Origin of the sequence: Pseudomonas sp. BNK-45 (assembly GCF_047456255.1) — a bacterium.
Classification (GTDB): Bacteria; Pseudomonadota; Gammaproteobacteria; order Pseudomonadales; family Pseudomonadaceae; genus Aquipseudomonas.
Genome location: NZ_CP179909.1, coordinates 6,092,673 through 6,116,893, shown reverse-complemented (window position 1 = coordinate 6,116,893; position 24,221 = coordinate 6,092,673). Strand labels below are relative to the sequence as shown.

24 protein-coding genes are annotated in these 24,221 nt (G+C 65.3%); 20 read left to right on the top strand and 4 right to left on the bottom strand.

All coding sequences use genetic code 11. The features are described 5' to 3' along the window. Positions 1-48 precede the first annotated feature (48 nt). From ACMGG8_RS27740 to ACMGG8_RS27720, 5 genes are all read left to right on the top strand, one after another. A complete protein-coding gene (locus tag ACMGG8_RS27740) occupies positions 49-1,359 on the top strand; it encodes an MFS transporter (protein WP_060837901.1) in 1,311 nt (436 codons plus the stop codon). Beyond that, positions 1,356-2,819, top strand: a complete 1,464-nt coding sequence (locus ACMGG8_RS27735; protein ID WP_414158802.1) for an amidase — start codon at positions 1,356-1,358, stop codon at positions 2,817-2,819. The genes ACMGG8_RS27740 and ACMGG8_RS27735 overlap by 4 nt, the downstream gene beginning before the upstream one ends. Positions 2,820-2,905: 86 nt before the next feature. Further along, positions 2,906-3,676, top strand: coding sequence for an IclR family transcriptional regulator (locus ACMGG8_RS27730; RefSeq protein WP_060837902.1), 771 nt, complete (start codon positions 2,906-2,908; stop codon positions 3,674-3,676). 238 nt (positions 3,677-3,914) lie between these two features. Further along, positions 3,915-4,496, top strand: coding sequence for a YceI family protein (locus tag ACMGG8_RS27725; protein WP_414158801.1), 582 nt, complete (start codon positions 3,915-3,917; stop codon positions 4,494-4,496). A gap of 1 nt (position 4,497) precedes the next feature. Then, positions 4,498-5,655: a phospholipase D-like domain-containing protein gene (locus ACMGG8_RS27720; RefSeq protein ID WP_414158800.1), complete on the top strand. Its 1,158-nt coding sequence runs from the start codon at positions 4,498-4,500 to the stop codon at positions 5,653-5,655. 184 nt (positions 5,656-5,839) lie between these two features. On the opposite strand, the gene bglX is transcribed toward ACMGG8_RS27720, so the two are convergent. After that, positions 5,840-8,131 (bottom strand): beta-glucosidase BglX, encoded by a 2,292-nt coding sequence (gene bglX, locus ACMGG8_RS27715; protein WP_414158799.1) that lies wholly within the window; start codon positions 8,129-8,131, stop codon positions 5,840-5,842. 398 nt (positions 8,132-8,529) lie between these two features. On the opposite strand from bglX, the gene ACMGG8_RS27710 reads away from it, so the two are divergent. From ACMGG8_RS27710 to ACMGG8_RS27680, 7 genes are all read left to right on the top strand, one after another. Then, positions 8,530-9,138 carry a LemA family protein gene (locus ACMGG8_RS27710; RefSeq protein WP_016965469.1) on the top strand — a complete coding sequence of 203 codons (609 nt, stop codon included), beginning with the start codon at positions 8,530-8,532 and terminating at the stop codon, positions 9,136-9,138. Further along, the gene (locus tag ACMGG8_RS27705; protein ID WP_414158798.1) at positions 9,138-10,076 is read left to right on the top strand and encodes a TPM domain-containing protein; all 939 of its coding nucleotides are present in this window, start codon (positions 9,138-9,140) and stop codon (positions 10,074-10,076) included. The genes ACMGG8_RS27710 and ACMGG8_RS27705 overlap by 1 nt, the downstream gene beginning before the upstream one ends. A 33-nt stretch (positions 10,077-10,109) precedes the next feature. After that, positions 10,110-10,868 carry a TPM domain-containing protein gene (locus tag ACMGG8_RS27700; protein WP_414158797.1) on the top strand — a complete coding sequence of 253 codons (759 nt, stop codon included), beginning with the start codon at positions 10,110-10,112 and terminating at the stop codon, positions 10,866-10,868. Between the two features lie 29 nt (positions 10,869-10,897). Next, positions 10,898-11,515, top strand: a complete 618-nt coding sequence (locus ACMGG8_RS27695; protein WP_060837908.1) for a TPM domain-containing protein — start codon at positions 10,898-10,900, stop codon at positions 11,513-11,515. A gap of 169 nt (positions 11,516-11,684) precedes the next feature. Continuing rightward, positions 11,685-12,899: a class I SAM-dependent methyltransferase gene (locus ACMGG8_RS27690; protein WP_060842681.1), complete on the top strand. Its 1,215-nt coding sequence runs from the start codon at positions 11,685-11,687 to the stop codon at positions 12,897-12,899. 148 nt (positions 12,900-13,047) lie between these two features. Further along, positions 13,048-13,629: a DJ-1/PfpI family protein gene (locus ACMGG8_RS27685; protein WP_060842682.1), complete on the top strand. Its 582-nt coding sequence runs from the start codon at positions 13,048-13,050 to the stop codon at positions 13,627-13,629. Between the two features lie 14 nt (positions 13,630-13,643). After that, positions 13,644-13,949 carry a ribbon-helix-helix domain-containing protein gene (locus tag ACMGG8_RS27680; RefSeq protein WP_414158796.1) on the top strand — a complete coding sequence of 102 codons (306 nt, stop codon included), beginning with the start codon at positions 13,644-13,646 and terminating at the stop codon, positions 13,947-13,949. 133 nt (positions 13,950-14,082) lie between these two features. On the opposite strand, the gene ACMGG8_RS27675 is transcribed toward ACMGG8_RS27680, so the two are convergent. Then, a complete protein-coding gene (locus ACMGG8_RS27675) occupies positions 14,083-15,084 on the bottom strand; it encodes a GntR family transcriptional regulator (RefSeq protein ID WP_414158795.1) in 1,002 nt (333 codons plus the stop codon). A gap of 367 nt (positions 15,085-15,451) precedes the next feature. Here ACMGG8_RS27675 and ACMGG8_RS27670 point away from each other — a divergent pair, with 367 nt between their 5' ends. The 8 genes from ACMGG8_RS27670 to ACMGG8_RS27635 all read left to right on the top strand — a co-directional run bounded on the left by ACMGG8_RS27670 (position 15,452) and on the right by ACMGG8_RS27635 (position 23,287). Then, positions 15,452-16,810, top strand: a complete 1,359-nt coding sequence (locus tag ACMGG8_RS27670; RefSeq protein ID WP_414158794.1) for an amidase — start codon at positions 15,452-15,454, stop codon at positions 16,808-16,810. A gap of 47 nt (positions 16,811-16,857) precedes the next feature. Further along, the gene (locus ACMGG8_RS27665) at positions 16,858-17,739 is read left to right on the top strand and encodes a polysaccharide deacetylase family protein (RefSeq protein ID WP_060837914.1); all 882 of its coding nucleotides are present in this window, start codon (positions 16,858-16,860) and stop codon (positions 17,737-17,739) included. Positions 17,740-17,767: 28 nt separating this feature from the next. After that, on the top strand, positions 17,768-19,108 hold the full coding sequence (locus ACMGG8_RS27660; protein WP_060837915.1) for an MFS transporter: 1,341 nt from the start codon (positions 17,768-17,770) through the stop codon (positions 19,106-19,108). Between the two features lie 12 nt (positions 19,109-19,120). Further along, on the top strand, positions 19,121-19,882 hold the full coding sequence (locus ACMGG8_RS27655) for an SDR family NAD(P)-dependent oxidoreductase (RefSeq protein WP_060837916.1): 762 nt from the start codon (positions 19,121-19,123) through the stop codon (positions 19,880-19,882). A gap of 130 nt (positions 19,883-20,012) precedes the next feature. Then, on the top strand, positions 20,013-20,762 hold the full coding sequence (locus tag ACMGG8_RS27650) for an SDR family NAD(P)-dependent oxidoreductase (protein ID WP_060837917.1): 750 nt from the start codon (positions 20,013-20,015) through the stop codon (positions 20,760-20,762). Positions 20,763-20,775: 13 nt separating this feature from the next. Further along, positions 20,776-21,075, top strand: a complete 300-nt coding sequence (locus ACMGG8_RS27645; protein ID WP_060837918.1) for a hypothetical protein — start codon at positions 20,776-20,778, stop codon at positions 21,073-21,075. Continuing rightward, entirely contained in the window at positions 21,072-22,079 is a 1,008-nt protein-coding gene (locus ACMGG8_RS27640; protein ID WP_060837919.1) for a CobW family GTP-binding protein, read from the top strand. Before ACMGG8_RS27645 ends, ACMGG8_RS27640 begins: the two co-directional genes overlap by 4 nt. Continuing rightward, positions 22,079-23,287, top strand: coding sequence for an ABC transporter substrate-binding protein (locus ACMGG8_RS27635; RefSeq protein WP_060842686.1), 1,209 nt, complete (start codon positions 22,079-22,081; stop codon positions 23,285-23,287). The genes ACMGG8_RS27640 and ACMGG8_RS27635 overlap by 1 nt, the downstream gene beginning before the upstream one ends. Positions 23,288-23,290: 3 nt before the next feature. Here ACMGG8_RS27635 and ACMGG8_RS27630 read toward each other — a convergent pair whose 3' ends face one another. Both ACMGG8_RS27630 and ACMGG8_RS27625 read right to left on the bottom strand, forming a co-directional pair. Then, positions 23,291-23,911, bottom strand: coding sequence for a hypothetical protein (locus tag ACMGG8_RS27630; protein WP_060842687.1), 621 nt, complete (start codon positions 23,909-23,911; stop codon positions 23,291-23,293). A gap of 9 nt (positions 23,912-23,920) precedes the next feature. Then, positions 23,921-24,211, bottom strand: coding sequence for a hypothetical protein (locus ACMGG8_RS27625; RefSeq protein ID WP_414158793.1), 291 nt, complete (start codon positions 24,209-24,211; stop codon positions 23,921-23,923). Between the last annotated feature and the right edge of the window lie 10 nt (positions 24,212-24,221).

The following is a 24,221-nucleotide window of genomic DNA, read 5'->3' as shown; positions in this document are numbered from 1 at the left end:
ACTTTTCCGAGCCCGGCCCAGGGCTCAAAAGTATCCAAGGAACGTCCCATGAGCACTTCGAGCCCCGCTGCTTCCAAGACCCGGCAGGTGGTAGCTGCCGTCGTCGGCAACGCCCTGGAATGGTACGACTTCATCGTCTATGGCTTTCTCGCCAGCTTCATCGCCCGCCAGTTCTTTCCGGCGGAGGATGAGTACACCTCGCTGCTGATGGCCCTGGCCACCTTCGGCGTGGGATTTTTCATGCGCCCGGTGGGCGGTGTGCTGCTGGGGATCTATTCCGATCGCAAGGGCCGCAAGGCCGCCATGATGGTGATCATCCAACTGATGACCCTGGCCATCGCGATGATCGTGTTTGCTCCCCATTACGCCGCCATCGGGCTGGGGGCACCCTTGCTGATCGTGGTGGCGCGCATGCTCCAGGGCTTCGCCACTGGTGGCGAGTACGCCAGCGCCACGGCCTATCTGGTGGAGAGCGCGCCGGTCCACAAGAAGGGCCTGTACGGTTCCTGGCAACTGGTCGGCCAGTGTCTGGCGGTGTTCAGCGGGGCGGCGATGGTGGCGGCGGTGACCCATTTCTTTTCGCCCCAGACCCTGGATCTCTGGGGCTGGCGCCTGCCGTTCGTGATCGGCCTGCTGATCGGTCCGGTGGGGCTGTGGATCCGCAAGTACATGGAGGAGCCGCAAGCCTTCGTCGAGGCGCGCAAGCAGGTGCGGGGCGATGGACCGGGGCTGTGGCAGGTGGTGTCGAGCCAGCGCCGGGCAATCCTGGTGTCCATGGGCCTGTGCAGCGGCAGCACCGTGTCCTTCTACGTGGTGCTGGTGAACATGCCGACCTTTGCCCACACCAACCTCGGCCTGCCCCTGGATCAGGTGCTGCTGGTGCAGATGTTCGCCGTGGCCCTGATGACCCTGGTGATCCCCTTTGCCGGGGCGCTGTCGGACCGGGTCGGCCGGCGCCCGGTGCTGATGGCGTTCACCCTGGCGTTTTTCGTCATGGTCTATCCCTTGTATGTGTGGGTCGCCGCCGCACCCTCCATCGAGCGCCTGCTGGTGATGCAGATACTGCTGTGTGGCGCCATTGGCGGCTTCTTCGGTCCTGGTCCCACCGCCCTGGCCGAGCAGTTCCCCATCGAGGTGCGTTCCACCGGCGTCTCCGTGGCGTATAACGTGGCGGTGATGCTGTTCGGCGGTTTTGCTCCGTTGATCGTGACCTGGCTGAGCCGGGTCATGGCCACGCCGGTGGCGCCGTCCTTCTATGTCCTGGCAACTTCGATCCTCAGTCTGCTGGGCATCTATTGCATGTACGACGCGGTCCGGGATGCCAAGCCCGATGCCCTGACCCTGGGAGGCGAGTCTTGATTCAGCACAAAGAAGCGGTGGCCTGCGAGCCCATCGTCGAACTGGATGCCCTGGCGCTGTCCCGGGCGATCCACGCCCGTCAGTTGTCCTGCCGCGAGGTGATGCAGGCCTACCTGCAACAGATCGAGCGCTACAACCCGCAATTCAATGCCCTGGTGTCCCTGGGCGATCCGGGCGAGTTGCTGGCCCAGGCCGATGAGCGCGACCGGCAACTGGACCGGGGGCAGTCCATGGGCTGGATGCATGGCATGCCCCAGGCGATCAAGGACCTGGCATCCACCGCGGGGCTGACCACCAGCCTGGGTTCGCCGCTGTTCGCCGAACAGGTGCCCCAGGTGGACGCCATCAGCGTGGCCCGGGTGCGGGCCAGTGGCGCGATCATCGTCGGCAAGAGCAACGTGCCGGAGTTCGGCCTGGGCTCCCACACCTACAACCAGCTGTTCGGCACCACCGGCAATGCCTACGACAGCCGGCTGAGCGCCGGCGGCAGCAGCGGCGGGGCAGCAGTGGCCCTGGCCCTGCGCATGCTGCCGGTGGCCGATGGCAGCGACATGATGGGGTCGTTGCGCAATCCGGCGGCCTTCAACAACCTGTTCGGCATGCGTCCTTCCCAGGGGCGGGTGCCCTTCGGCCCGACCCCGGAACTGTTCGTGCAGCAACTGGCCACCGAAGGGCCGATGGGGCGCACGGTGGCCGATGTGGCGCGGCTGTTGAGCACCCAGGCCGGTTACGATCCGCGGGTGCCCTTGTCCCTCAAGGAGGATCCGGCGCTGTTGCAGGCGCCTCTGCAACGGGACGTGCGGGGCCTGCGCCTGGGCTGGTTGGGGGACTACAACGGCTACCTGGCCATGGAGCAGGGAGTGCTGAGCCTGTGCGAAAAGGCGTTGGCCGACTTCACCCATCTGGGCTGCGAAGTGGAAAGCTGCCAGCCGGATTTTTCCATGGCGCAGTTGTGGGACTGCTGGCTGGTGCACCGGCACTGGCTGGTCCAGGGGGCTTTGGGGATGTTGCACGGCGACCCGGACAAACGCCGCTGGCTCAAGCCCGAGGCCCGCTGGGAAGTGGAGGGAGCGGCCAACCTGAGTGCTGCGGATGTGTACCGCGCGTCCCAGAGTCGCAGCGATTGGTACCGCGCCTTGCAGCGATTGTTCGAGCGTTACGATTTCCTGCTGTTGCCCACGGCCCAGGTGTTCCCTTTCGATGCACGGCAGGCCTGGCCAAGGCAGATCGATGGGCAGGAAATGGACACCTATCATCGCTGGATGGAAGTGGTGATCGGTCCGACCCTGGCCGGCCTGCCCAGCATCAGCATTCCGGTGGGATTCAACCTGGCGGGCCTGCCCATGGGCATGCAGATCGTCGGTCCGGCCCAGGCCGATCACGCCGTGCTGCAGTTGGCTTACGCCCATGAACAACTGACGCAATGGGTGCGCCAGCGCCCCCCGGGTAACCTGCTGTAACCAGGCGAGCGTCGCTGATAGGCTCCTGAGGCCCGCATCTTGCTGGGTAACGGCTTTACCCATTCTCAAGTCAGGGAGTTCGGACCATGGCCAGCAAGGTCGAAAGCGGCAGTGTGCGTTCCGTGGAACGGGCCCTGGGGATTGTCGAGTTACTCGGTCAGCACCAGGCCCTGGGGCTGGAGGAGTTGCACTACCTGACCGGGCTGCCCAAGGCGACGGTGTCGCGCATGTTGCTGACCTTGCAGGAGCAGGGCTGGATCTACCGGGGCTTGAGTGACCGGCGCTATCGCTTGAGCGCGCGCAGTCTGTTCGGCGACAGCCGACAACGGTTCAAGCGCCGCCTGGTGGAGCAGGCGGTGCCCTGGCTGCTGGAATTGAGTGCACGCACCGGGCTGGTCAGCGACTTGTCGGGTTTCGACGGCGAGCACCTGGAGGTCCTGGAAAGCGCAGTGCCCCCGGTGTTGCGCAAGCGTTACCCGATCAACAGCCGGATTGTCGGCCAGCATGCCAGCCTGTTTCATTCGGCCATGGGCAAGGCCTGCCTGGGGGCCCTGGCCAGCGCTGAAGTCCAGCGGTTGGCCGAGCGCGAGCGAGTACCGGTCGAAGATCAGCAACAGGCTTGCGCCCAGTCCCAGCACCTGGGGTTTGGCCAGCGCACTGAAGGCCACTGGGAGTATCCGGTGCGCCTGCCTTTTCTGATCCGCGCCGTGGCCTTGCCGTTGCAGGCCGAAGGCCGGGTGATCGGCAGCATCGCCCTGCATTGGCCGATGGATTTGGCCTGTGTCGAGCAGGTGCGCAGTCGTCATTTGCGATTGCTGGCCGAAACCGTCGAACAGCTGCAGAAAACCCTCGCCTGAGCCGTTCCCGGGCGGTGCAGGCGCGCAACGCCATGCGCTTCCTGTCGTGATCCATGCTTGGCGTGACTGGCAGCGGGGCGCCGAGCAAGGCCCGGATCCGTCCGGCGCGAGCGCTGCAGGTTTGTTCCTGAACTAAAGCCGCGGCTTGCCACTCTATCGCAGGGCGCCGCCCGAGCACGGCGTTTGCCAGCCTTACGGCAGCCGGTTAAGGTGGCGCCTTCTGTTCAAGGGAGCTTGCATGCGTACGCCGATCCGCCTACTTCTCAGCCTGCTCGGGGTACTGGCGCTGCCGGTCCAGGCCAACTGGTACCTGGACAACGAGTCATCCCGCGTGTCCTTCATCACCACCAAGAACGCCAATATTTCCGAAGTGCAGCGCTTCCTGGTGCTGCACGGCAAGGTCGATGGCAAGGGCCAGGCGCTGGTGCAGATCGAGATGGACTCGGTCAGCAGCGGCATTCCTCTGCGCGATGAACGCATGCGCCAGGAACTGTTCCAGGTGCAGCAGTTTCCCGAGGCGCAGATCACCGCACACATCAACCTGCGCCCGATCAACGACCTGGCTCCCGGTGCACAGATCGAGCTGTTGCTGCCGGTCACCGTGACCCTGCACGGCCAGGAACACACTTACAACGCCGAACTGCTGGCCACCCGCCTGGATGACCGGCGCTTTCAGGTGGTGACCCTGGAACCCCTGGTGCTCAACGCCGAAGACTTCAACCTGGCCCCGGGGCTGGACAGCCTGCGCAAGCTTGCGGGGCTTTCGGCCATCAGTTTCTCGGTGCCGGTGGGTGCGGTGCTGATCTTCACGGCGCGCTGAAATGCGCGCGGCGGTGTTCCCCTGGCGTGAAGGCAACCGCTTCGAGTTGCTGATCGATGGTCCCGAATTCTTTCCGCGCATGCTGCTGGCCATCGTCCGCGCCCAAGAACAGGTGGAGCTGGAACTGTATCTGGTGGAGGCCGGGGCCTGCGCCGAGGCCATGGTTCAGGCTCTGGTCCAGGCCGCCGAGCGCGGGGTGCGGGTGCGTTGCCTGTTCGACGACTACGGCAGCCTGGCCTTTACCCAGCCCCTGCGCCAGCGCCTGACAACTGCCGGTGTCGAACTGCGCTTCTACAACCGCCTGAAATGGCGCCAGGGCCTGCTCAACCTGTACCGCGACCATCGCAAGCTGCTGTTGGTGGACCAGTCCCTGGCAATGGTGGGAGGCACCGGGGTCACCGATGATTTCTGGCAGCCCGAGCACAACAGCTGCGACTGGCATGAAGTGATGGTGGAGATCGCCGGCCCTGCGGTGCGTGACTGGCAGCGGCTGTTTGACCGGCAATGGAGTGCCAACCTGCACCGGGGGGCCTGGAAGCCCAGTGTGGATTTCGGCCTGCCCCATCTGCCGCGCGTTCCTGACTCGGGGGAGGGCATGGGCCGGGTGGCGTATGCCGACTCTCGCCAGCATCGCGACATCCTGCACTCTCTGATCCGCGCCCTGCACAGCGGCCAGCGGCGCATCTGGCTGGCAACGCCGTACTTCTTGCCCACCTGGTCGGTGCGCCGTTCATTGCGCAAGGCCGCGGCCCGAGGGATCGACGTGCGCCTGCTGCTGACCGGGCCGAACACCGATCACCCGGCGGTGCGCTATGCCGGGCACCGTTACTACCCGCGCCTGCTCAAGGCCGGCGTGCGGATCTTTGAATACCAGCCGCGGTTTCTGCATTTGAAGATGGCCCTGGTGGACGACTGGGTCAGCGTCGGCTCGTGCAACTTCGATCACTGGAACCTGCGCTTCAACCTGGAAGCCAACCTCGAAGCCCTGGATCCGTCGCTGACCCGCGCGGTGGCGGCCAGTTTCGAGGCGGATTTCGCCCAGAGCGAAGAGATCAGCCTGGCGCAGTGGCGCAACCGGCCGTTGTGGCGGCGGATCAAGCAGCGGATCTGGGGCTGGGTCGACCGTCTGGTGGTCAACCTGCTGGACCGGCGCGGCTGACCGTAGCCGCTGGCGCAGGCTGCGAACCGGCCGAAGGGACGCAACATCTCAAGATCGCCAAGCAAGGCCCTGCGGGCCTTTGCGCAGCCTCGCAGGCTCGGCAGCGGCTACAGGAGTTGCGGGGGTTGTGGCGATTGCAGCGGCAGCCGGCCAGCGCAGGTCATGCGCCGGCCGGTGTCAGGGGTCAGAGCAGTTCGAAGCTCTGTTGCTTGACGTCCTGGGAGTCCAGGCCGATCTGCACATTGAAGTCGCCCGGTTCCGCGGCGTACTTGAGCTGGGCGTTGTAGAACTTCAGGTCGTCCTCGGTGATGGTGAAGTGAATGGACTTCTCTTCACCGGCCTTGAGCATGACTTTCTGGAAGTTCTTCAATTCCTTGATCGGGCGGATCATCGACCCGGCCACGTCCTGGATATACAGCTGCACCACGGTTTCGCCGTCACGCTTGCCGGTGTTCTTCACGGTCACGCTGGCGTCGAGCTTGCCGCTCTTGTTCAGCGTGGTGGAGGACAGGGCCATGTCCGACAGGCTGAAGCTGGTGTAGCTCAGGCCATAGCCGAACGGAAACAGCGGGCCGGTGGTGTCGTCGAAGTATTGCGAGGTGTAGTTGCCCGGCTTGCCCGGGGTGAACGGCCGGCCAATGGTCAGGTGGTTGTAGTAGGTCGGGATCTGCCCCACGGTGCGGGGAAAGGTGATCGGCAGCTTGCCCGACGGGTTGTAGTCGCCGAACAGCACGTCGGCGATGGCGTTGCCACCTTCGGTGCCGCTGAACCAGGTTTCCAGGATCGCGTCGGCCTGCTGGTTTTCTTCCAGCAGCGACAGTGGCCGGCCATTCATAAGCACCAGCACCAACGGCTTGCCGGTGGCCTTGAGCGCCTTGATCAGGTCGCGCTGGCTGGCGGGAATCAGCAGGTCGGTACGGCTCGAAGACTCGTGGGACATGCCCCGCGATTCGCCCACGGCGGCGACGATCACGTCCGCCTGTTTGGCCGCCTGGACCGCTTCGTCGATCATCTGCTGCGCCGGGCGCGGGTCGTCCACCACTTCCGGGGCATCGAAGTTGAGGAAGTTCAGGTAGTCCACCACCTTCTTGTCGGCGGTGATGTTGGAGCCCCGGGCGTAGACCAGCTGGGCCTTGTCGCCCAGGACATTGCGCATGCCGTCGTAGAGCGTCACCGACTGCGCCGGCACGCCAGCGGCGGCCCAACTGCCCATCATGTCGATCGGCGCCTTGGCCAGCGGGCCGACCAGGGCGATCTTCGCGGTTTTCTTCAGCGGCAGGGTGTCGTTGTGGTTCTTCAGCAGCACCAGGCTGCGGCGGGCGATGTCCCGGGCGTCGCTGCGGTGCAGACGGCTTTCGGCGTTGGTGTCGGCCGGGTCGTCCTCGGCCTTGCCGATGCGCACGTAAGGGTCCTTGAACAGGCCCATGTCGTACTTGGCCGCCAGTACTTCACGCACGGCGTTGTCGATGTCCTTCTGCTCGATCTCGCCGGACTTGAGCAGCCCCGGCAGCTCCTTGCCGTACAGCGAGTCGTTCATGCTCATGTCGATGCCGGCCTTGATCGCCAGCTTGGCCGCTTCGCGACCGTCCTTGGCCACGCCATGGCGGATCAGCTCGATGATCGCGCCGTGGTCGCTCACCGCCAGGCCCTTGAAGCCCCATTCCTTGCGCAACAGGTCGTTCATCAGCCAGGTGTTGGAGGTGGCCGGCACGCCGTTGATCGAGTTCAGGGCCACCATCACCCCGCCGGCACCGGCGTCAATGGCTGCGCGGTAGGGCGGCAGGTAGTCCTGGTACATCTTCACCGGGCTCATGTCGACGATGTTGTAGTCGCGACCGCCCTCCACCGCGCCGTACAGGGCGAAGTGCTTGACGCTGGCCATGATGCTGTCCGGCAGGGCCGGGCTCTGGCCCTGGTAGGCATTGACCATGACCTTGGCGATGCGCGAGACCAGGTAGGTGTCTTCGCCGAAGCCTTCGGAGGTGCGGCCCCAGCGCGGATCGCGGGAGATGTCCACCATCGGCGCGAAGGTGATGTCCAGGCTGTCGGCGCTGGCTTCCTTGGCGGCGATGCGCCCGGAGCGGCCGATGGCGTCCATGTCCCAGCTGGACGCCAGGGCCAGGCTGATGGGGAAGATGGTCCGGTGGCCGTGGATCACGTCATAGGCGAAGAACATCGGGATCTTCAGCCGGCTGCGCATGGCCGCGTCCTGCATCGGCCGGTTTTCCGGGCGGGTGATGGAGTTGAAGGTGCCGCCGATATTGCCCGCGGCGATTTCCTTGCGGATCAGCTCGCGGGGCATTTCCGGGCCGATGCTGATCAGGCGCAACTGGCCGATCTTCTCTTCCAGGGTCATGCGCTTGAGCAGGTCGTTGATAAAGGCGTCTTTGTTTTCCAGGGGGACCGGGGCAGATTCGGCCAACACAGGGTAACTGGCCAGGCTGACCAGCAGGCCCAGCAAACACAGCTTATTCATGAATAGTGTTCTCAAGGGCTCAAGACCGACGCATGAGTGACGCGTCGAACAGCCAAAATTTAGGGAGCGACTATTGTTGTTCAGATAAATCCAGCACACTTCAGGCCGTGTGAAAACCACTGCGTTCGGCAATACGGCGTTAAAAACAGGCTCGTGCGCGAGTCCGATCGGAATGCTCATGTAGGCTCCTACACTTCGCGTCCTCGCCTGTTTTTGCTTTGTCTTGCCTTCACTCGCGACGTTTTCACACCGCCTTATTTCTGAACTCTTTTTCGCGCTGGGCATCTTTTAGCCCATCAGCCCGATGCATTCCAGTGGCGCAGGCAGATTTTGCCCACAGGAGGCGTGAAACCGGGCAAAAGCTTCATTTCAATCAGGTTGTGCAAGGAGCCCCACCCATGAACATCACTCAAAGCCTGCGTTCGAGCTGGCCTGTCGCTGCCCTGTTGCTGCTCACCAGCCTGCTCAGCGGCTGTGGCATCAACAACATTCCGACCCTGGACGAGCAGGTCAAGGCCGACTGGGGCCAGGTGCAGAACCAGTACCAGCGCCGCGCCGACCTGATCCCCAACCTGGTGGAAACCGTCAAGGGCTACGCCAAGCACGAGGAAGAAACCCTGACCGCGGTGATCGAGGCGCGGGCCAAGGCCACCTCGATCCAGGTGGACGCCAAGACCCTGGACAACCCGGAAAAGCTCAAGCAGTTCCAGCAGGCCCAGGACCAGTTGAGCGGAGCCCTGAGCCGCCTGATGGTGGTGTCCGAGCGCTACCCGGATCTCAAGGCCAACCAGAACTTCCTGGCCCTGCAATCCCAGCTTGAAGGCACCGAGAACCGCATCGCCGTGGCCCGTCGCGACTTCATCCTGGCGGTGCAGAAGTACAACACCGAGATCCGCACCTTCCCCGGCCGCCTGTGGCACAGCCTGATGTACAGCGACCTGCCGGTGCGTGAATCCTTCGAAGCCACCAGCCCTGACGCCGACAAAGCGCCGCAAGTGAAATTCTGATGGCCCTCGGGCAGCGCGTGCTACGAGGCGCGCTCCTGTGGCTGGGGCTGGTGAGTGGCGTCGTACTGGCGCAACCCTCAGGTTCAACACCCATGGATGGGGTGCCGTTGCGTGCGACGCAGCCCTCTGTCCAGGTCGGGCCTGCACCGGCCACGGCGACAGCGGCACCGATTGCAAGCCTGTTCCCCCCGTTGACCGGGCGTGTGGTGGACACCGCCCAGTTGCTGACGCCTTCGGCGCAGGTCTACCTGACGCAGATGCTCGAACGGCTTGAACAAAGCACCAGCGACCAGGTGGTGGTGGTCACGGTGCCGAGCCTGGGCGGCTACAGCATCGAGGAGTTCGGCCTGCAACTGGGCCGGCACTGGGGCATCGGCCGCAAGGACAGGAACAACGGTGTCCTGCTGCTGGTGGCCAAGGACGAGCGCCAGGTGCGGATCGAGGTGGGCTACGGGCTGGAAGGGCGGATCGACGATATCTGGGCGCACCTGATCATCAACGACTCGATCATTCCGTACTTCAAGGATGAGCTGTACTCCTCCGGGATCATTACCGGCACCACCTCCATCGTGCGTCTGCTGGAGCCCAACAGCACGCGGATGCTGGAGCATCGCTGGGTGGTGCAGAGCTGGTACCAGCAGATCGAATGGCTGTGGTGGTTCAAGCTGGTGTTTTTCTCTGTGTTCGTCGGCGTGCCGCTGGTCGGGCTCTTGCTCTACACGCGCGACGACGGTGAAGCGGCAAGCGCCGGGCGGCGGGACACCGGCGATGACTCGTCCAGGCGTGAGCCCAGGGCCGAGCGCGACAGCAGTGCGAGCAGCGGTTCATTCGACTGGTTCGACTCCAGCAGCTCCAGCTCCAGTTCCAGCTCGGATTCGGACAGTTTCAGGGGCGGCGGTGGCAGTTTTGGCGGTGGCGGGGCGTCTGGCAGTTGGTAGTACACGCGGACAAACATTAAGGATGAGGTGCTGATGCGACTCTATAAAATCGGCCTGGTGCTGTTGCTCTGGGTCTTCGCGGTCTCGGCCCAGGCCGAACTCAGGTTCCCGGCCCTGACCGGGCGGGTGGTGGACGACGCGCAGATGATCGAGCCGAGCGTCCGCGCCCAGCTGACTCGGCAACTGCAAGCCCACGAACAGGCCACCAGCGAACAGTTGGTGGTGGTGACCCTGCCGGACCTGCAAGGCGCCAGCATCGAGGACTACGGCTACCAGTTGGGGCGCCACTGGGGCATCGGCCAGAAGGACAAGAACAACGGCGCGCTGCTGATCGTCGCTCGGGACGAGCGCAAGCTGCGCATCGAAGTGGGCTACGGCCTGGAGGAGCGCCTGACCGACGCCCAGGCCTCGGTGATCATCAACCAGGTGATCACCCCGGCGTTCAAGACCGGGCAGTTCAGCAAGGGCATCAGCGACGGGGTTTCGGCCATGCTCCTGGTGCTCGGCGGCACGCCGCTGGACGAGCCGGCCACGGCCTACGACAGCGGCGGCGAGAGCAGTCCCCAGGACGATTTTGTCCAGCGTCACCCGTGGCTGTTCCTCTTCATGGTGCTGCTGTTCATCCTGGTGGTGATGGTGGCGCAGGCGCTCGGTTTCATCACCACCACCAGCGGTCGTGGCGGTGGTGGGGGTGGTTTCGGCGGTGGCGGTTTTGGTGGTGGGTCCGGCGGTGGCGGCTTCAGCGGTGGCGGCGGCAGTTTTGGCGGCGGCGGTTCCTCCGGCGGCTGGTAACTCAAAATAAAAAGCGGAAATCCAACGACATGGCATTACTCAGTGAATACGAACAACGGCAAGTGGCCGAAGCCATTGCCCGGGTGGAGCAGCAGACCGACGCCGAACTGGTGACAGTGCTGGCCGCTCGGGCCGACGACTACGCCTATATCCCGCTGCTCTGGGCCAGCCTGCTGGCGCTGGTGGTGCCGGGGCTGGTGCACTACGCCACCGGCTGGCTGAACATGCACCTATTGCTACTGGCGCAATGGGCGACCTTCATCGTGCTGTGCCTGGTGTTTCGCCTGCCGCGGATCACCACCCGGCTGATCCCGCGCTCGGTACGCCACTGGCGGGCCTCCAACCTGGCCCGGCGCCAGTTCCTCGAACAGAACCTGCACCACACCGTGGGCGGCACCGGGGTGCTGATCTTTGTCAGCGAAGCCGAGCGCTACGTGGAAATCCTCGTGGACGAGGGCATTTCCAAGCGTCTGGATAACAAGCAGTGGAACGGCATCGTGCGCAACTTTACCCAGCAGGTCCGGCAGGGCCAGACCCTGCAGGGCTTCCTCGACTGCATTGAGGCCAGCGGCGAACTGCTCAAGGCCCATGTGCCCCTGACCCAGGTGCGCAACGAATTGCCCAACCGCCTGGTGGTGCTCAACTGAGCCCCCTTGGGGGCCGGCTTGCCGGCCCATGGCCCCAGAGCCTTGCACTGCCCTGGGGCGACGAATTTTTACCGTCGGGTGAATAACTCCGTGCCCCGACGGGATTTGCTCCCTAAAATACCCGCCACTCCCTGATTCACACCCCGCATCGCCCGAGGCACCTGCCCCCATGTCCGTTACTGCTCCTTCCGCCCGCTCCGCGCCGGATCATCACGCCCAGTTCCTGCAATTGCTCGACACCAGCCTTGCGCAGAACGCCTTTATCAAGCTGGTACTGGCCAAGCACGTGGGCCCGGAAGCGGACCTGCAACGCCTGATCATCAAGCAGCTGACGGTCAAGGAGCAGCCGTGCCTGTCCTTCGTCTATCGCTACAAGACCCGCGACATCACCAAGAACTTCACCCTGGACGAAGGCAGCGCCGCCATCGCCGAGCTGCTGCCGGCCGCGTTCAAGAACGCCCACCTGCTGACCCTGACCGATGAAGTGCAGCTGGAATACAGCAAGAAGGGCAAGAGCTCGCTGTTCAAGGGCAAGCCGCAAACCCAGCGCGATGTGCCGTCGGCCGAGCACAACCGTGAGAAGAACCGGTTCCTCGATCTCAGCCGGCCGTTCCTCGCCGACCTGGGGGTGACCAACAAGCAGCACGAGCTGATTCCGGCGATGTCGCGCAAGTGGAAGCAGATCAACAAGTTCATCGAAGTCTTCAGCCACGCCCTGAGCAGTTCGCCGATCAAGCTCGATCAGCCGGTACGGGTGGCGGACTTCGGTTCCGGCAAGGGCTACCTGACCTTCGCCATCCACGACTACCTGCGCAACACCCTCAAGGTCGAGGGCGAGGTGACCGGCGTCGAATTGCGCGAGGACATGGTGACCCTGTGCAACGCCGCCGCGCAGCGCCTTGCGCACCCGGGCCTGGTGTTCAAGTGCGGTGACGTGCGCAGCGTGGCCCCCAGCCAGCTGGAAGTGATGATCGCCCTGCATGCCTGCGACATCGCCACCGACTACGCGATCCACACCGGCATCCGCTCCGGCGCGGCGATCATCATGTGCTCGCCGTGCTGCCACAAGCAGATCCGCCAGCAGATCCAGAGCCCGGCGCTGCTCAAGCCGATGCTGCAATACGGCCTGCACCTGGGGCAGCAGGCAGAGATGGTCACCGACAGCCTGCGGGCCTTGTTCCTCGAAGCCTGCGGTTATGAAACCAAGGTCTTCGAGTTCATCTCCCTGGAACACACCAACAAGAACAAGATGATCCTGGCGGTCAAGCGTGCCGAACCGGTTGACCCGACCCCGCTGCTGGCCAGGATCGAAGAACTCAAGGCTTTCTACCAGATCAGCGAGCACTGCCTGGAAACCCTGCTCAAGGCAGACCAGCAGTTGTAAGTGACAAGCGACAAGCCTCAAGCCGCAAGCCAGCCACTTGCCGCTTACAGCTTGCCGCTGTAGTACCAGGCTATTACCCGGGCTGGCGTAATGGGACTACCTTGAGTACTTCTTCCGCCCACGTCTTTCCCTGAAAGGAGTCCACTCCATGGCCGCGAAAAAGATCCTCATGCTGGTTGGCGATTACGTCGAAGACTACGAAGTGATGGTGCCGTTTCAGGCGCTGCTGATGGTCGGTCACACGGTGCACGCCGTGTGCCCGGACAAGCGCGCCGGGCAGACCGTGCGCACGGCGATCCACGACTTCGAGGGCGACCAGACCTACAGCGAGAAGCCGGGGCACCTGTTTGCCCTCAACTTCGACTTCGCCCAGGTCAACTCCGCTGATTACGACGCGCTGCTGATCCCCGGCGGACGCGCTCCGGAATACCTGCGGCTGAACGCCAAGGTGCTGCAACTGGTCCAGGAGTTCGACCAGGCCGGCAAGCCGATCGCCGCGGTGTGCCACGGTGCGCAACTGCTGGCCGCGGCGGGCATCCTTGAAGGCCGCGAGTGCAGCGCCTACCCGGCCTGTGCCCCGGAAGTTCGGTTGGCCGGCGGCACCTACATCGATATCCCTGTGACCGAAGGCCACGTCCAGGGCAATCTGGCCACCGCCCCGGCCTGGCCGGCGCACCCCAGCTGGCTGGCCGGTTTCCTGGGCTTGCTGGGCACCAAAATCACCCTGTAAGCGAGGACCACGCCATGTGCGAGCTGTACGTCAAGGCCGACCCGATTCTCTACGAGTCCCGCTCCCGTTCGCTGCGCATCTGTGGCGTGGTCACCACCTTGCGCCTGGAAAACCAGTTCTGGGACATCCTCAGCGAGATCGCCGAAGCCGACGGCATGACCACCAACCAGCTGATCGCCAAGCTGTATGAAGAGGTCATGGACTACCGCGGCGAAGTGGTGAACTTCGCCTCCTTCCTGCGGGTCAGTTGCACCCGCTACCTGAGCCAGCGGCGTACTGGCGCGCCCGATCTCAGCCTGGTGCGGCGCAACGCACTGTAGCCGCTGCCGCAGGCTGCGAACGGCCCGCAGGGACGCGGGTTTCTGAAGGCCGCTCAAGGTTTGGCGGGCGATCGCCAAGCAAGGTCCAGCGGACCTTTGCGCAGCCTCGCGGGCTCGGCAGCGGCGCCCGGGCTCAGCTGATTTTGCTGAGGAAGCCCGGGAGTTGCGGTTCCGGGAGCACCGCCAGCACTTTGAGGCGTTGCAGCATGCGCTGGCGGGTGCGTTGCAGGTGTTCCCTGAGGTTCAGGGCGGCGGCGTCGAAGGCACCGTGCAGCAACAGTTCGAGAATCAGTCGGTGCTCGGCGAGCATCGCCGGGTCGGCACCGATGCCCAGCAGGCGGTAGAAAATCCGGTTGATGATCATCGGGCTCTGGGCCTGGCGGATCAGCGCTGCCATCTTGCGGTTGTGCAAGCCGCTCAGGCAGTGCTGGTGCAGGTCTTCTTCCAGGCGCTCCAGCACCTCCAGGTCGCAATGCTCGGCCTGTTGCGCCTGGGTCACCCGTTCCAGCATCTGTTCCAGGTGCTCGCGCGCCAGGCCCGGGGCGCTCTGGCGCAGGGCCTCGGGTTCCAGGCAGGCGCGCAGTTCGTAGTCTTCGGTGACTTCGCGAGCGGTCAGCGGCCCGGCCAGCCATTGAGAGTAGGGCTCCTTTTCCACCAGGCCGCGATCGCGCAGGCGCATCAGCGCCTCGCGGACCACCGCGCGGCTGACGCCGTAGTGCTCGGCGGCAGCCTGTTCGTCGAGGCGGAAGTGGCCAAAGGCGATGCAGGTGGAGAGGGCGCCGCTCAGTTCCTCGTAGATCCGTTCTCCCAGGGGGCGGGTGTCCACCAGTTCTTCATCGCTGGCCAGTCCCAGGTGCGCATGGCTCAGGGGCAGGCGCAGCGGTTCGATCTCCAGGCCCTGGGGGTTGATCAGGTAGCCGCGGCCATCAAAACGGCTGATCAGGCCTTCGCCGTGCAACAGGTCGAGGGCCTTGCGCACCGGCACCCGGCTGGTGCCGAACAGTTCAGCCAGCGGCGCTTCCAGCAGCACCAGGCCCTGCAGGGCGGTGCCCTGGAGGATGGCGTCGCGCAATACCTGACGGATCATGGCGTAGCGCGATGCGGTGCGCGGGTCCTCTGCTGACACTGCTTTCATCGGTTCCTCTAGGGGGCTGGGCGGCGATGGCCGGGGATTCTCTCACAGTTGCCGAGTGTCACTGAGTGCCACGTTTGCCTGCCCCGTCCTGGGGCCTTCATGGCCGGGTTGTTACCTTTCTGCACCAAAATGTACTTTTTAATAAAAGATACATTATTTCATTGGCATGAGCAGACGCGAGGCTTTTCTCCGTCGGTGGCTCAGCGGCCTGTCTCTGCAACCCACTCTGCCTCGATATTCCAGGGCCATTTCCAAGTTTTCGGAACGGGTGACGAGGTGCGCGGGCTCTTGAGCTGGCACGGAATCTGCTCTGAATAAAATGTACATTTTAATAATTAGTACATTTTATCGATTTGCGGAGTGAACCATGCATCCAGATTCGTTGAGCGACGCCACGGCGATGGCCCAAGCCTTCGCCCAGGGCCGCACCGATCCGGTCCAGGTCCTGGAGCAGGCCCTGGCGTTGGCCGAGGCGACGCCCCATGTGTTCATTTCCCTGTGCCCGGCCCGGGCCCGGCGCGAGGCCGAGGCGGCTGCCGCCCGGTGGCGTGACGGCCAGCCGCTGAGCCTGCTGGATGGCGTGCCCCTGGCCTGGAAGGATCTGTTCGACCTCGCCGGCAGCATCACCACCGCCGCCGCCCAGGTGCGGCGCGATGCAGCGCCGGCCGGCGTCGATGCGCCCAGCGTGCGGCAGTTGTGCCGCGCCGGGCTGGTCAGCCTGGGCAAGACCAATCTCAGCGAATTCGCTTACTCCGGGCTCGGCCTGAATCCGCACTTCGGCACCCCGATCAATCCCCACAGCGATGCCCAGCCACGGATTCCCGGTGGCTCTTCGGCAGGTTCCGCCGTGGCGGTGGCCGCCGGTATCGTGCCGATCGCCATGGGCACCGACACCGCCGGTTCGATCCGCATCCCCGCGGCCTTCAATGGCCTGGTGGGCTACCGCGCCACATCCCGGCGCTATGACCGCGACGGGGTGTTTCCCCTGGCCCACAGCCTCGACAGCCTCGGGCCGCTGACCCGCAGCGTGCGCGATGCCTGGGTGATCGACGCTCTGCTGCGCGGTGGCGACCCACGGCAACTGCCGCTGCCGCGCAGCCTGGCCGGGCAGCGCTTCTGGGTCGATTCGCCAGTGCTCGACGACAGCCGCACCCAAGCGGCGGTGCGCGCCAACCTGCTGCAGGTGGTCGAATGCCTGCAACAGGCCGGGGCGCGGGTGGAGCAACGGCCGCTGCACAGCCTGCAAGCCACCCTGCAACTGATCCAGGAACACGGCTGGCTCGGCGCCGCCGAAGCCTTCGCCCTGCACCAGCCGTTGCTCGACAGCGAGTACGCCGAGCAACTGGACCCACGGGTGCGCCGGCGCCTGGAAAGCGCCCGGCAGATGCCGGCCAGCCAACTGTTGCGGCTGTACCAAGCGCGGCGCCAGTTGCAGCAGCAAATGCACGACGAACTGGACGGCGCGGTGCTGATCACCCCCAGCGTGGCCCATGTGGCGCCGCCCCTGGCGCCCCTGGAGCAGGACGACGAACTCTTTGCCCGGACCAACCTGGCAACCCTGCGCCTGACCATGCCCGGCAGTTTCCTCGACATGCCCGGGGTGGCCCTGCCCAGCGGCCGCAATGCCCAGGGCCTGCCCACCGGGTTGCTGCTGAGCCTGCCCCAGGGCCATGACCAGCAGTTGCTGAACACGGCCCTGGCGCTGGAGGCGGTGCTGCCGCGCTAGGCCCCGACGATTTTTTTCCAACAACAAGCAATCACTGGAGGCCGCTCATGGCTAAAGAAATTCTCTGTGCATTTGGTGTCGATGTGGACGCGGTGGCCGGCTGGCTCGGCTCCTACGGCGGCGAGGATTCGCCGGACGACATCTCCCGGGGCCTGTTCGCCGGGGAAGTCGGCGCGCCGCGCCTGCTCAAGCTGTTCGAGCGCTATGGCCTGCGCACCACCTGGTTCATCCCCGGGCACTCCATGGAAACCTTTCCCGAGCAGATGAAGGCCGTGGCTGATGCCGGCCACGAGATCGGCGTGCATGGCTACAGCCACGAGAACCCCATCGCCATGACCGCCGAACAGGAGGAGATCGTGCTCGACAAGTCCATCGAGCTGATCACCCGAGTCACCGGCAAGCGCCCCACCGGCTACGTCGCGCCCTGGTGGGAATTCAGCAAGGTGACCAACGAGCTGCTGCTGAAAAAGGGCATCAAGTACGACCACAGCCTGATGCACAACGACTTCCACCCCTACTACGTGCGGGTCGGTGACAGCTGGACCAAGATCGACTACAGCCAGCACCCCGACACCTGGATGAAACCCCTGGTGCGCGGCCAGGAAACCGACCTGGTGGAGATCCCGGCCAACTGGTACCTGGACGACCTGCCGCCGATGATGTTCATCAAGAAAGCGCCCAACAGCCACGGCTTCGTCAATCCGCGACACCTGGAAGAAATGTGGCGCGACCAGTTCGACTGGGTCTACCGCGAGCATGAACACGCGGTGTTCACCATGACCATCCACCCCGACGTCTCCGGCCGCCCGCAAGTGCTGTTGATGCTCGAACGCCTGATCGAACACATCCAGAGCCACGCCGGCGTGCGTTTCGTCACCTTCGACGAGATCGCCGACGACTTTATCCGCCGCCACCCGCGCAACCGCTGATCCCGGCCACTTCATCGAGGCGTGATTGATGTCTATCTATAACAAGCTCGACCTGACTGGGTGGAAACCCCAGCAGCTGACCCCGGACCAAGTGCGCTTCGCCACCTGGATCGCCTTCTTCGCCTGGGTCTTCGCGGTGTACGACTTCATTCTGTTTGGCACCCTGCTACCGGAGATCGGCCGGCACTTCGGCTGGGGCGAGGTCGAGCAGGCCGAGATCGCCACCTGGGTGGCGGTGGGCACCGCGGTGGTGGCCCTGGCCATCGGGCCGCTGGTGGACAAGCTGGGGCGGCGCATGGGCATCATTTTCACCGTCAGCGGCTCGGCCATCTGTTCGGCGCTGACCGCCATCGGCGGCGCCTGGGGCAAGTCGCCGCTGATCCTGATCCGCTCCCTGGGCGGCCTGGGGTACGCCGAGGAAACGGTGAACGCCACCTACCTCAGTGAGCTGTACGCGGCGTCCGACGATCCGAAGCTGGCCAAGCGCCGGGGCTTCATCTACAGCCTGGTGCAGGGCGGCTGGCCGGTGGGGGCGCTGATCGCCGCCGGGTTGACCGCGGTGCTGCTGCCGATCATCGGCTGGCAGGGCTGCTTCATCTTTGCCGCGATCCCGGCCATCGTCATCGCGGTCATGGCGCGCAAGCTCAAGGAGAGCCCGCAGTTCCAGATCCACCAGCGCATCAGCCAGTTGCGCAAAAGCGGCTCGGTCAGCGAGGCCCAGGCGGTGGCCCTGACTTACGGCGTGGACTACGACGAGCACAGCAAGGCCGGGCTGGCCGCGGCCTTTCGTGGCCCGGCGCGGCGCGCGACTTTGGTGATCGGCGCGGCGATCCTGCTCAACTGGGCGGCGATCCAGGTGTTCAGCGTGCTGGGCACGTCGGTGATCGTCAGCGTGCACCACATCTCCTTCGAGAACTCGCTGATCATCCTGGTGCTGTCCAACCTGGTGGGCTATTGCGGCTACCTGAGCCACGGCTGGATGGGCGACAAGATCGGCCGGCGCAACGTCATCGGCCTGGGCTGGATGCTTGGCGGCCTGTCGTTCGCCGGGATGCTCTACGGCCCGAGCAACCTGCCGATGGTGGTGGGGCTCTACAGCCTGGGCCTGTTCTTCCTGATCGGCCCGTATTCGGCGGCGCTGTTTTTCATCAGTGAGAGTTTTCCCACCAGCATCCGCGCCACCGGCGGCGCGATCATCCACGCCATGGGCCCGATCGGTGCGGTGGTGGCGGGCTTCGGCGCGACCCAGGTGCTGTCCGCCGGTGGCGACTGGCAGACCTCGGCGCTGTATTTCGGCGCGCTGCCTTGCTTTCTCTCCGGTGCGCTGATGTTCGCCGCGCGCCATGTGCGTCCTGAAACCGTTCAATAAGGAAACTGATCCATGACTCGACAAGTCGCCTTGATCACCGGTGCCGCCAGCGGCATCGGCCAGGCCCTGGCCGTGGCCTATGCGCGCTGCGGCGTGGCGGTGGTGGGCGGGTACTTCCCCGCCGACCCCCATGACCCGCAAACCACCCGCGACCTCGTGGCCGAGGCGGGCGGGCAATGCCTGATGCTGCCCCTGGACGTTACCGACAGCGCCTCGGTGGACGCCCTGGCGGAACAGGCGGCGTCGCACTTTGGTCGTCTCGATTACGCGGTGGCCAATGCCGGCCTGCTGCGCCGTGCGCCGCTGCTGGACATGACCGACCAGGCCTGGAACGCCATGCTCGATGTCGACCTGACCGGGGTCATGCGCACCTTTCGCGCGGCGGTGAGGTACATGGGCGAGGGCGGTGCCCTGGTGGCGATTTCGTCGATTGCCGGCGGCGTCTACGGCTGGCAGGACCACGCCCACTACGCCGCAGCCAAGGCCGGGGTGCCGGGCTTGTGCCGCTCGCTGGCGGTGGAACTGGCGGCCAGGGGCATTCGCTGCAACGCGGTGATCCCGGGGCTGATCGAGACTCCGCAGTCCCTCGACAGCCAGAACTCCCTGGGCCCGGAAGGGCTGGCCAAGGCGGCCCGGGCGATTCCCCTGGGGCGCGTCGGGCGAGCCGATGAAGTGGCGTCGCTGGTGCGTTTTCTCACCAGCGACGAGTCCAGCTACCTGACCGGGCAGAGCATCGTCATCGATGGCGGCCTGACGGTGCGCTGGCCGGATTGAACCCACGGTGTAGCCGCTGCCGAGCCTGCGAGGCTGCGCATCGCTCTAATGCCAAACCTTCAACGTCCTCAAATCAGCCGCGCCCCTTCGGGGGCGTCCAGGGGCTGAGCTTTTTTAAGGAGTGCTGCACATGCAACACCTGCACAACCGCCGCGCCGTGATCACCGGTGCCGGCAGCGGCATCGGCGCCGCTATCGCTCGGGCTTATGCCGTCGCCGGTGCCCGCTTGCTGCTGGCCGACCGCGACCCCGCGCGCCTGGCCGAGAGCGCCCAAGCCTGTCGCGAACTGGGCGCCGAAGTCGTCGAATGCGTGGCCGATGTCGGCAGCGTCGAAGGCGCCCAGGCCGGGGTCGATGCCTGCGTCGAGCATTTCGGCGGCATCGATATCCTGGTCAACAACGCCGGCATGCTGACCCAGGCCCGTTGCGTCGACCTGTCCATCGAGATGTGGAACGACATGCTGCGCGTCGATCTGACCAGCGTCTTCATCGCCAGCCAGCGGGCCTTGCCCCACATGCTGGTGCAGCGCTGGGGGCGGATCATCAACGTCGCCTCGCAGCTGGGGATCAAGGGCGGCGCCGAGCTGACCCACTACGCCGCGGCCAAGGCCGGGGTCATCGGCTTCACCAAGTCCCTGGCTTTGGAAGTGGCCAAGGACAACGTGCTGGTCAACGCCATCGCCCCGGGACCGATCGAGACGCCGCTGGTGGCCGGCATCAGCAGTGCCTGGAAAACCGCCAAGGCCGCCGAACTGCCCCTGGGGCGTTTCGGCCTCGCCGATGAAGTGGCGCCCACCGCGGTGCTGCTGGCCAGCGATCCGGGGGGCAACCTGTTCGTCGGCCAGACCCTGGGCCCGAACTCCGGCGACGTCATGCCATGAAGGAGGGTTGAACATGTGCGGCTTATGCGGGCTGCTGGGCGAAGACGTGCACTGGAGCGATCCCCTGGGGGATGAACTGCCCCGGCGCCGCGAGCGCTTGCGCAGGATCGCCGCGATCAACCGGGTGCTGGCGCCGTTGCGGCTCAAGGTCGAGGACTTCCAGGGCTCGGCCTACTTGCTGCTCGGGGCCACTGGACGCCAGGAGCTGGCCAGCGGCCTGGAGCAACTCTGGAGCCTGGCCGAGGCCATGCTGGGCCGGCCCCTGGACCCTCTCGACCCTGTGCTTCTCAAACACCTGGAGCAACAGCCATGAGCATGCCCCTGAACGTCATCACCGGGTTTCTCGGCAGTGGCAAGACCACCTTGCTCAATCGTCTGTTGCAGGACCAGAGCCTGGGCGACACGGCGTTGCTGATCAACGAGTTCGGCGATATCGGCATCGACCACCTGCTGGTGCAGGAGGTGGCGCCGGATACCGTGTTGCTGCCCAGCGGCTGTGTCTGCTGTTCGATCCGCGGCGAGTTGAAGGAGGCGCTGCTGGAGCTCCTGGCGCGGCGTAGTCGGGGCGAGGTTCCGGCCTTTCGCCGGGTGCTGCTGGAAACCACCGGGCTGGCCGACCCGGCCCCGATCCTGGCCACGGTGAACAACGATCCGCAGTTGCGTGGGCGGGTGCACATCGGCTTGCTGGTGACCCTGGTGGATGCCAGCCACGCGGCGTTGCAGGAGCGCCTGCATCCGGAGTGGCTGGCCCAGGTGGCGGCCGCGGACCGCTTGTTGCTGAGCAAGACCGACTGTGTCGACGAAGCGACCCAGGCCGCCTTGCGTGAGCGTCTGCAACGGCTCAACCCCGGGGCGCCGCTGTTGCTGACCCGGCAGATCCGGAGCGGTGACCAGCTGTTGCTGGGCGAGGGGCTGCGCGGGGCGACGGCCGAGCGGGAGGTGGCGCGCTGGCAGTTGCAGCGGTCGTTGACGGTCGCCCCTGCGTCCCATGGCGCGGCGCAGGTGTGCAGCCTGGAGTTCGAGCAAGCGCTGGATTGGGTGGGCTTCGGGGTCTGGTTGTCGATGCTGCTAAGATGCCACGGCGAACGAATTCTGCGGGTGAAAGGATTGCTCAACGTCAACGCCAGCCAGGCCCCCATCGTCATTCATGGCGTGCAGCATTGCCTGCATGCTCCCGTGCATCTGCCACGCTGGCCCAGTGCCGATCATCGCTCGCGGCTGGTGTTTATCCTGCGCGGGCTTGAGCCCGAGCAACTGCGCCATTCCTTCGAGGTGTTCGCCCGCAGCTTCGCCCCGCTCGCCGGGGAGAGTGCCTGATGGCCGCGACGCAACCGGTCACCCTGCGGGTACTGGGCACCTCGGTGACCCTGCTCGAATCCCTGCGGCTGCGTGCCGAACAGGACCTGGGCATTCGCCTGGTGTATCAGGTGCACGATGTGGAACAGGCCCAGCGCATCGCGGTGATGCAGCCGGACAGCTACGACCTCTACGACCAGTGGTTTCACAACGTCGATTTCGTCTGGCCGGCCCAGGCGATCCAACCCATCGATACCCGGCGTATTGCCCTGTGGCACGAGATCAACGACCTGCCCAAGCGCGGACGCTTGTCCCCCAGCGATCGCCTGGGCAGTGGCAGCGTGCCCAGCGAGCGGCTCTACGTGCAGCACGACGGCAGCCTGGGCAGCACGGTCAGCGAGCGCATCAGCATGCTGCCGCTGACCCACAACGCCGACAGTTTTGCCTACCGCCCGGAGCGCCTGCCGGCCGGGTTCAGCAGCGCCAACGAAAGCTGGGGCTGGCTGCTGGAGCCGGCCTGGAGCGGGCGCATCGCCTTGCAGAGCGACGCCGCGATCGGTGCCCTGGATGCCGCCCTGGCAGTGCAGGGCTGTGGCCTGGAGTCGTTCAAGGACATCGGCAACCTGAGCATCGAGGAGATCGACCGGCTGGCACAGATCCTGGTACGCAAGCAGCGCGAAGGGCATTTCGCCGCGTTCTGGTCGGACGACGAAGAAGCCGCGCAACTGATGCTCAGCCCGCGCATCGATATCCAGAGCCTGTGGTCGCCGACCCTGATGCGCCTGCACCGCGCCGGGGTCAAATACCGTCTGGCGGTGCCGCGGGAGGGCTACCGCGCCTGGTTCGGCGGCCTGTCGTTGTCGCGCCATGCCCAGGGCGCGGTGCTGGACGCGGCCTACGCCTATCTCAACTGGTGGCTGTCGGGCTGGCCCGGAGCGGTGATGGCGCGCCAGGGCTACTACATCGGCAACCCGGCGCGTACCCGTGATCACCTGAGCAGCGCCGAGTGGGATTACTGGTACGCCGGCAAGCCGGCCCGGGAGGAGTTGCCGGGCAGCGATGGCGCGCCGCTGATCGAGATCGGCGAGACTCGCGACGGCGGTTCCTACCAGCAGCGCATGGGGCACATCGCGGTGTGGAACTCGGTGATGGACGAGCACAACTACCTGGTGCGGCGCTGGGGCGATTTCCTCCGGGCGGGCCGGGCGGCGGGCCGCGGCAAAGGCTGAGGACTAGAGCCCCAGGCGCGCCAGCTGGCGCAGGTCGGCGATCACCGCCGGGTTGCCGCCTTCCAGCACGTCCAGGCGCATTTGCGCGATCAGCGATTTCAGCAGCTCGGTCTGGGTCATCCGGGTGGCTTGCAGCAGGCGCGCGAGATCCTCGGCCACATAGTGGTTGACCTTCAGCGACAGGCGTTTCATGGCCGGCACGGCCGGCAACTGGCGGGCCTCGGCCTGTTCGGCCAGGTACGCGGCGAAGCCCTCATGCACCTGCTCCAGGGAAGACGCCGGAGGAGCGCTGAAGTAGTAGCTGAAGAACAGTTTGCGCATCTGCACCCCGGCGTCTTCGGCCACCGAGTGCATCGCCGCATCCAGCACATCGAGGTAGACCGCCGGCAGCCGCGCCTCGATGGAGGTCAATGACTGCTTGCGGGCTTCCTTGATCGCAGGCGTCGACTGGGGCGGGATGGCCACCACCGTGGCGCACAGGTCGCAGACCCCCACCAGGACCTCCCGGGCCTGGCCGTTGCCGTCGCTGAAAGGGACGTCACGGCGGGTGTAGGTGATGCCCACGACCTGTTGGCAATGCTCACAAAGCGCCTTGCCCCGGTCGCCCTGCAGATAGAGTTTCATGGGTTGCCCTCATCGGTGAACGCTGATGAACCAGGTTTCTGGCTCGATAAAGTAGAACTTGATGTACCAGCCCGCCTTCTTCAGCACATGGACGGCAAGGTCCGGGACGCTGTGGTGGGCACTGCAATGGTGGTCGGTGCCCTTGCAGGCGCCGATGGCCTCGATCAGTTGGCCCGCCGAAACCTCGCCAGTGGCCAGCAGGTTCTTGACCTCGATCGAACCGCGCGCGGCATGCAGATAGTTGCCGCTTTGTAGTGCATTGATCAGGTCCCGCCTGACCTTCCTGAAGCCTCTGTCCATGATGCGTTCT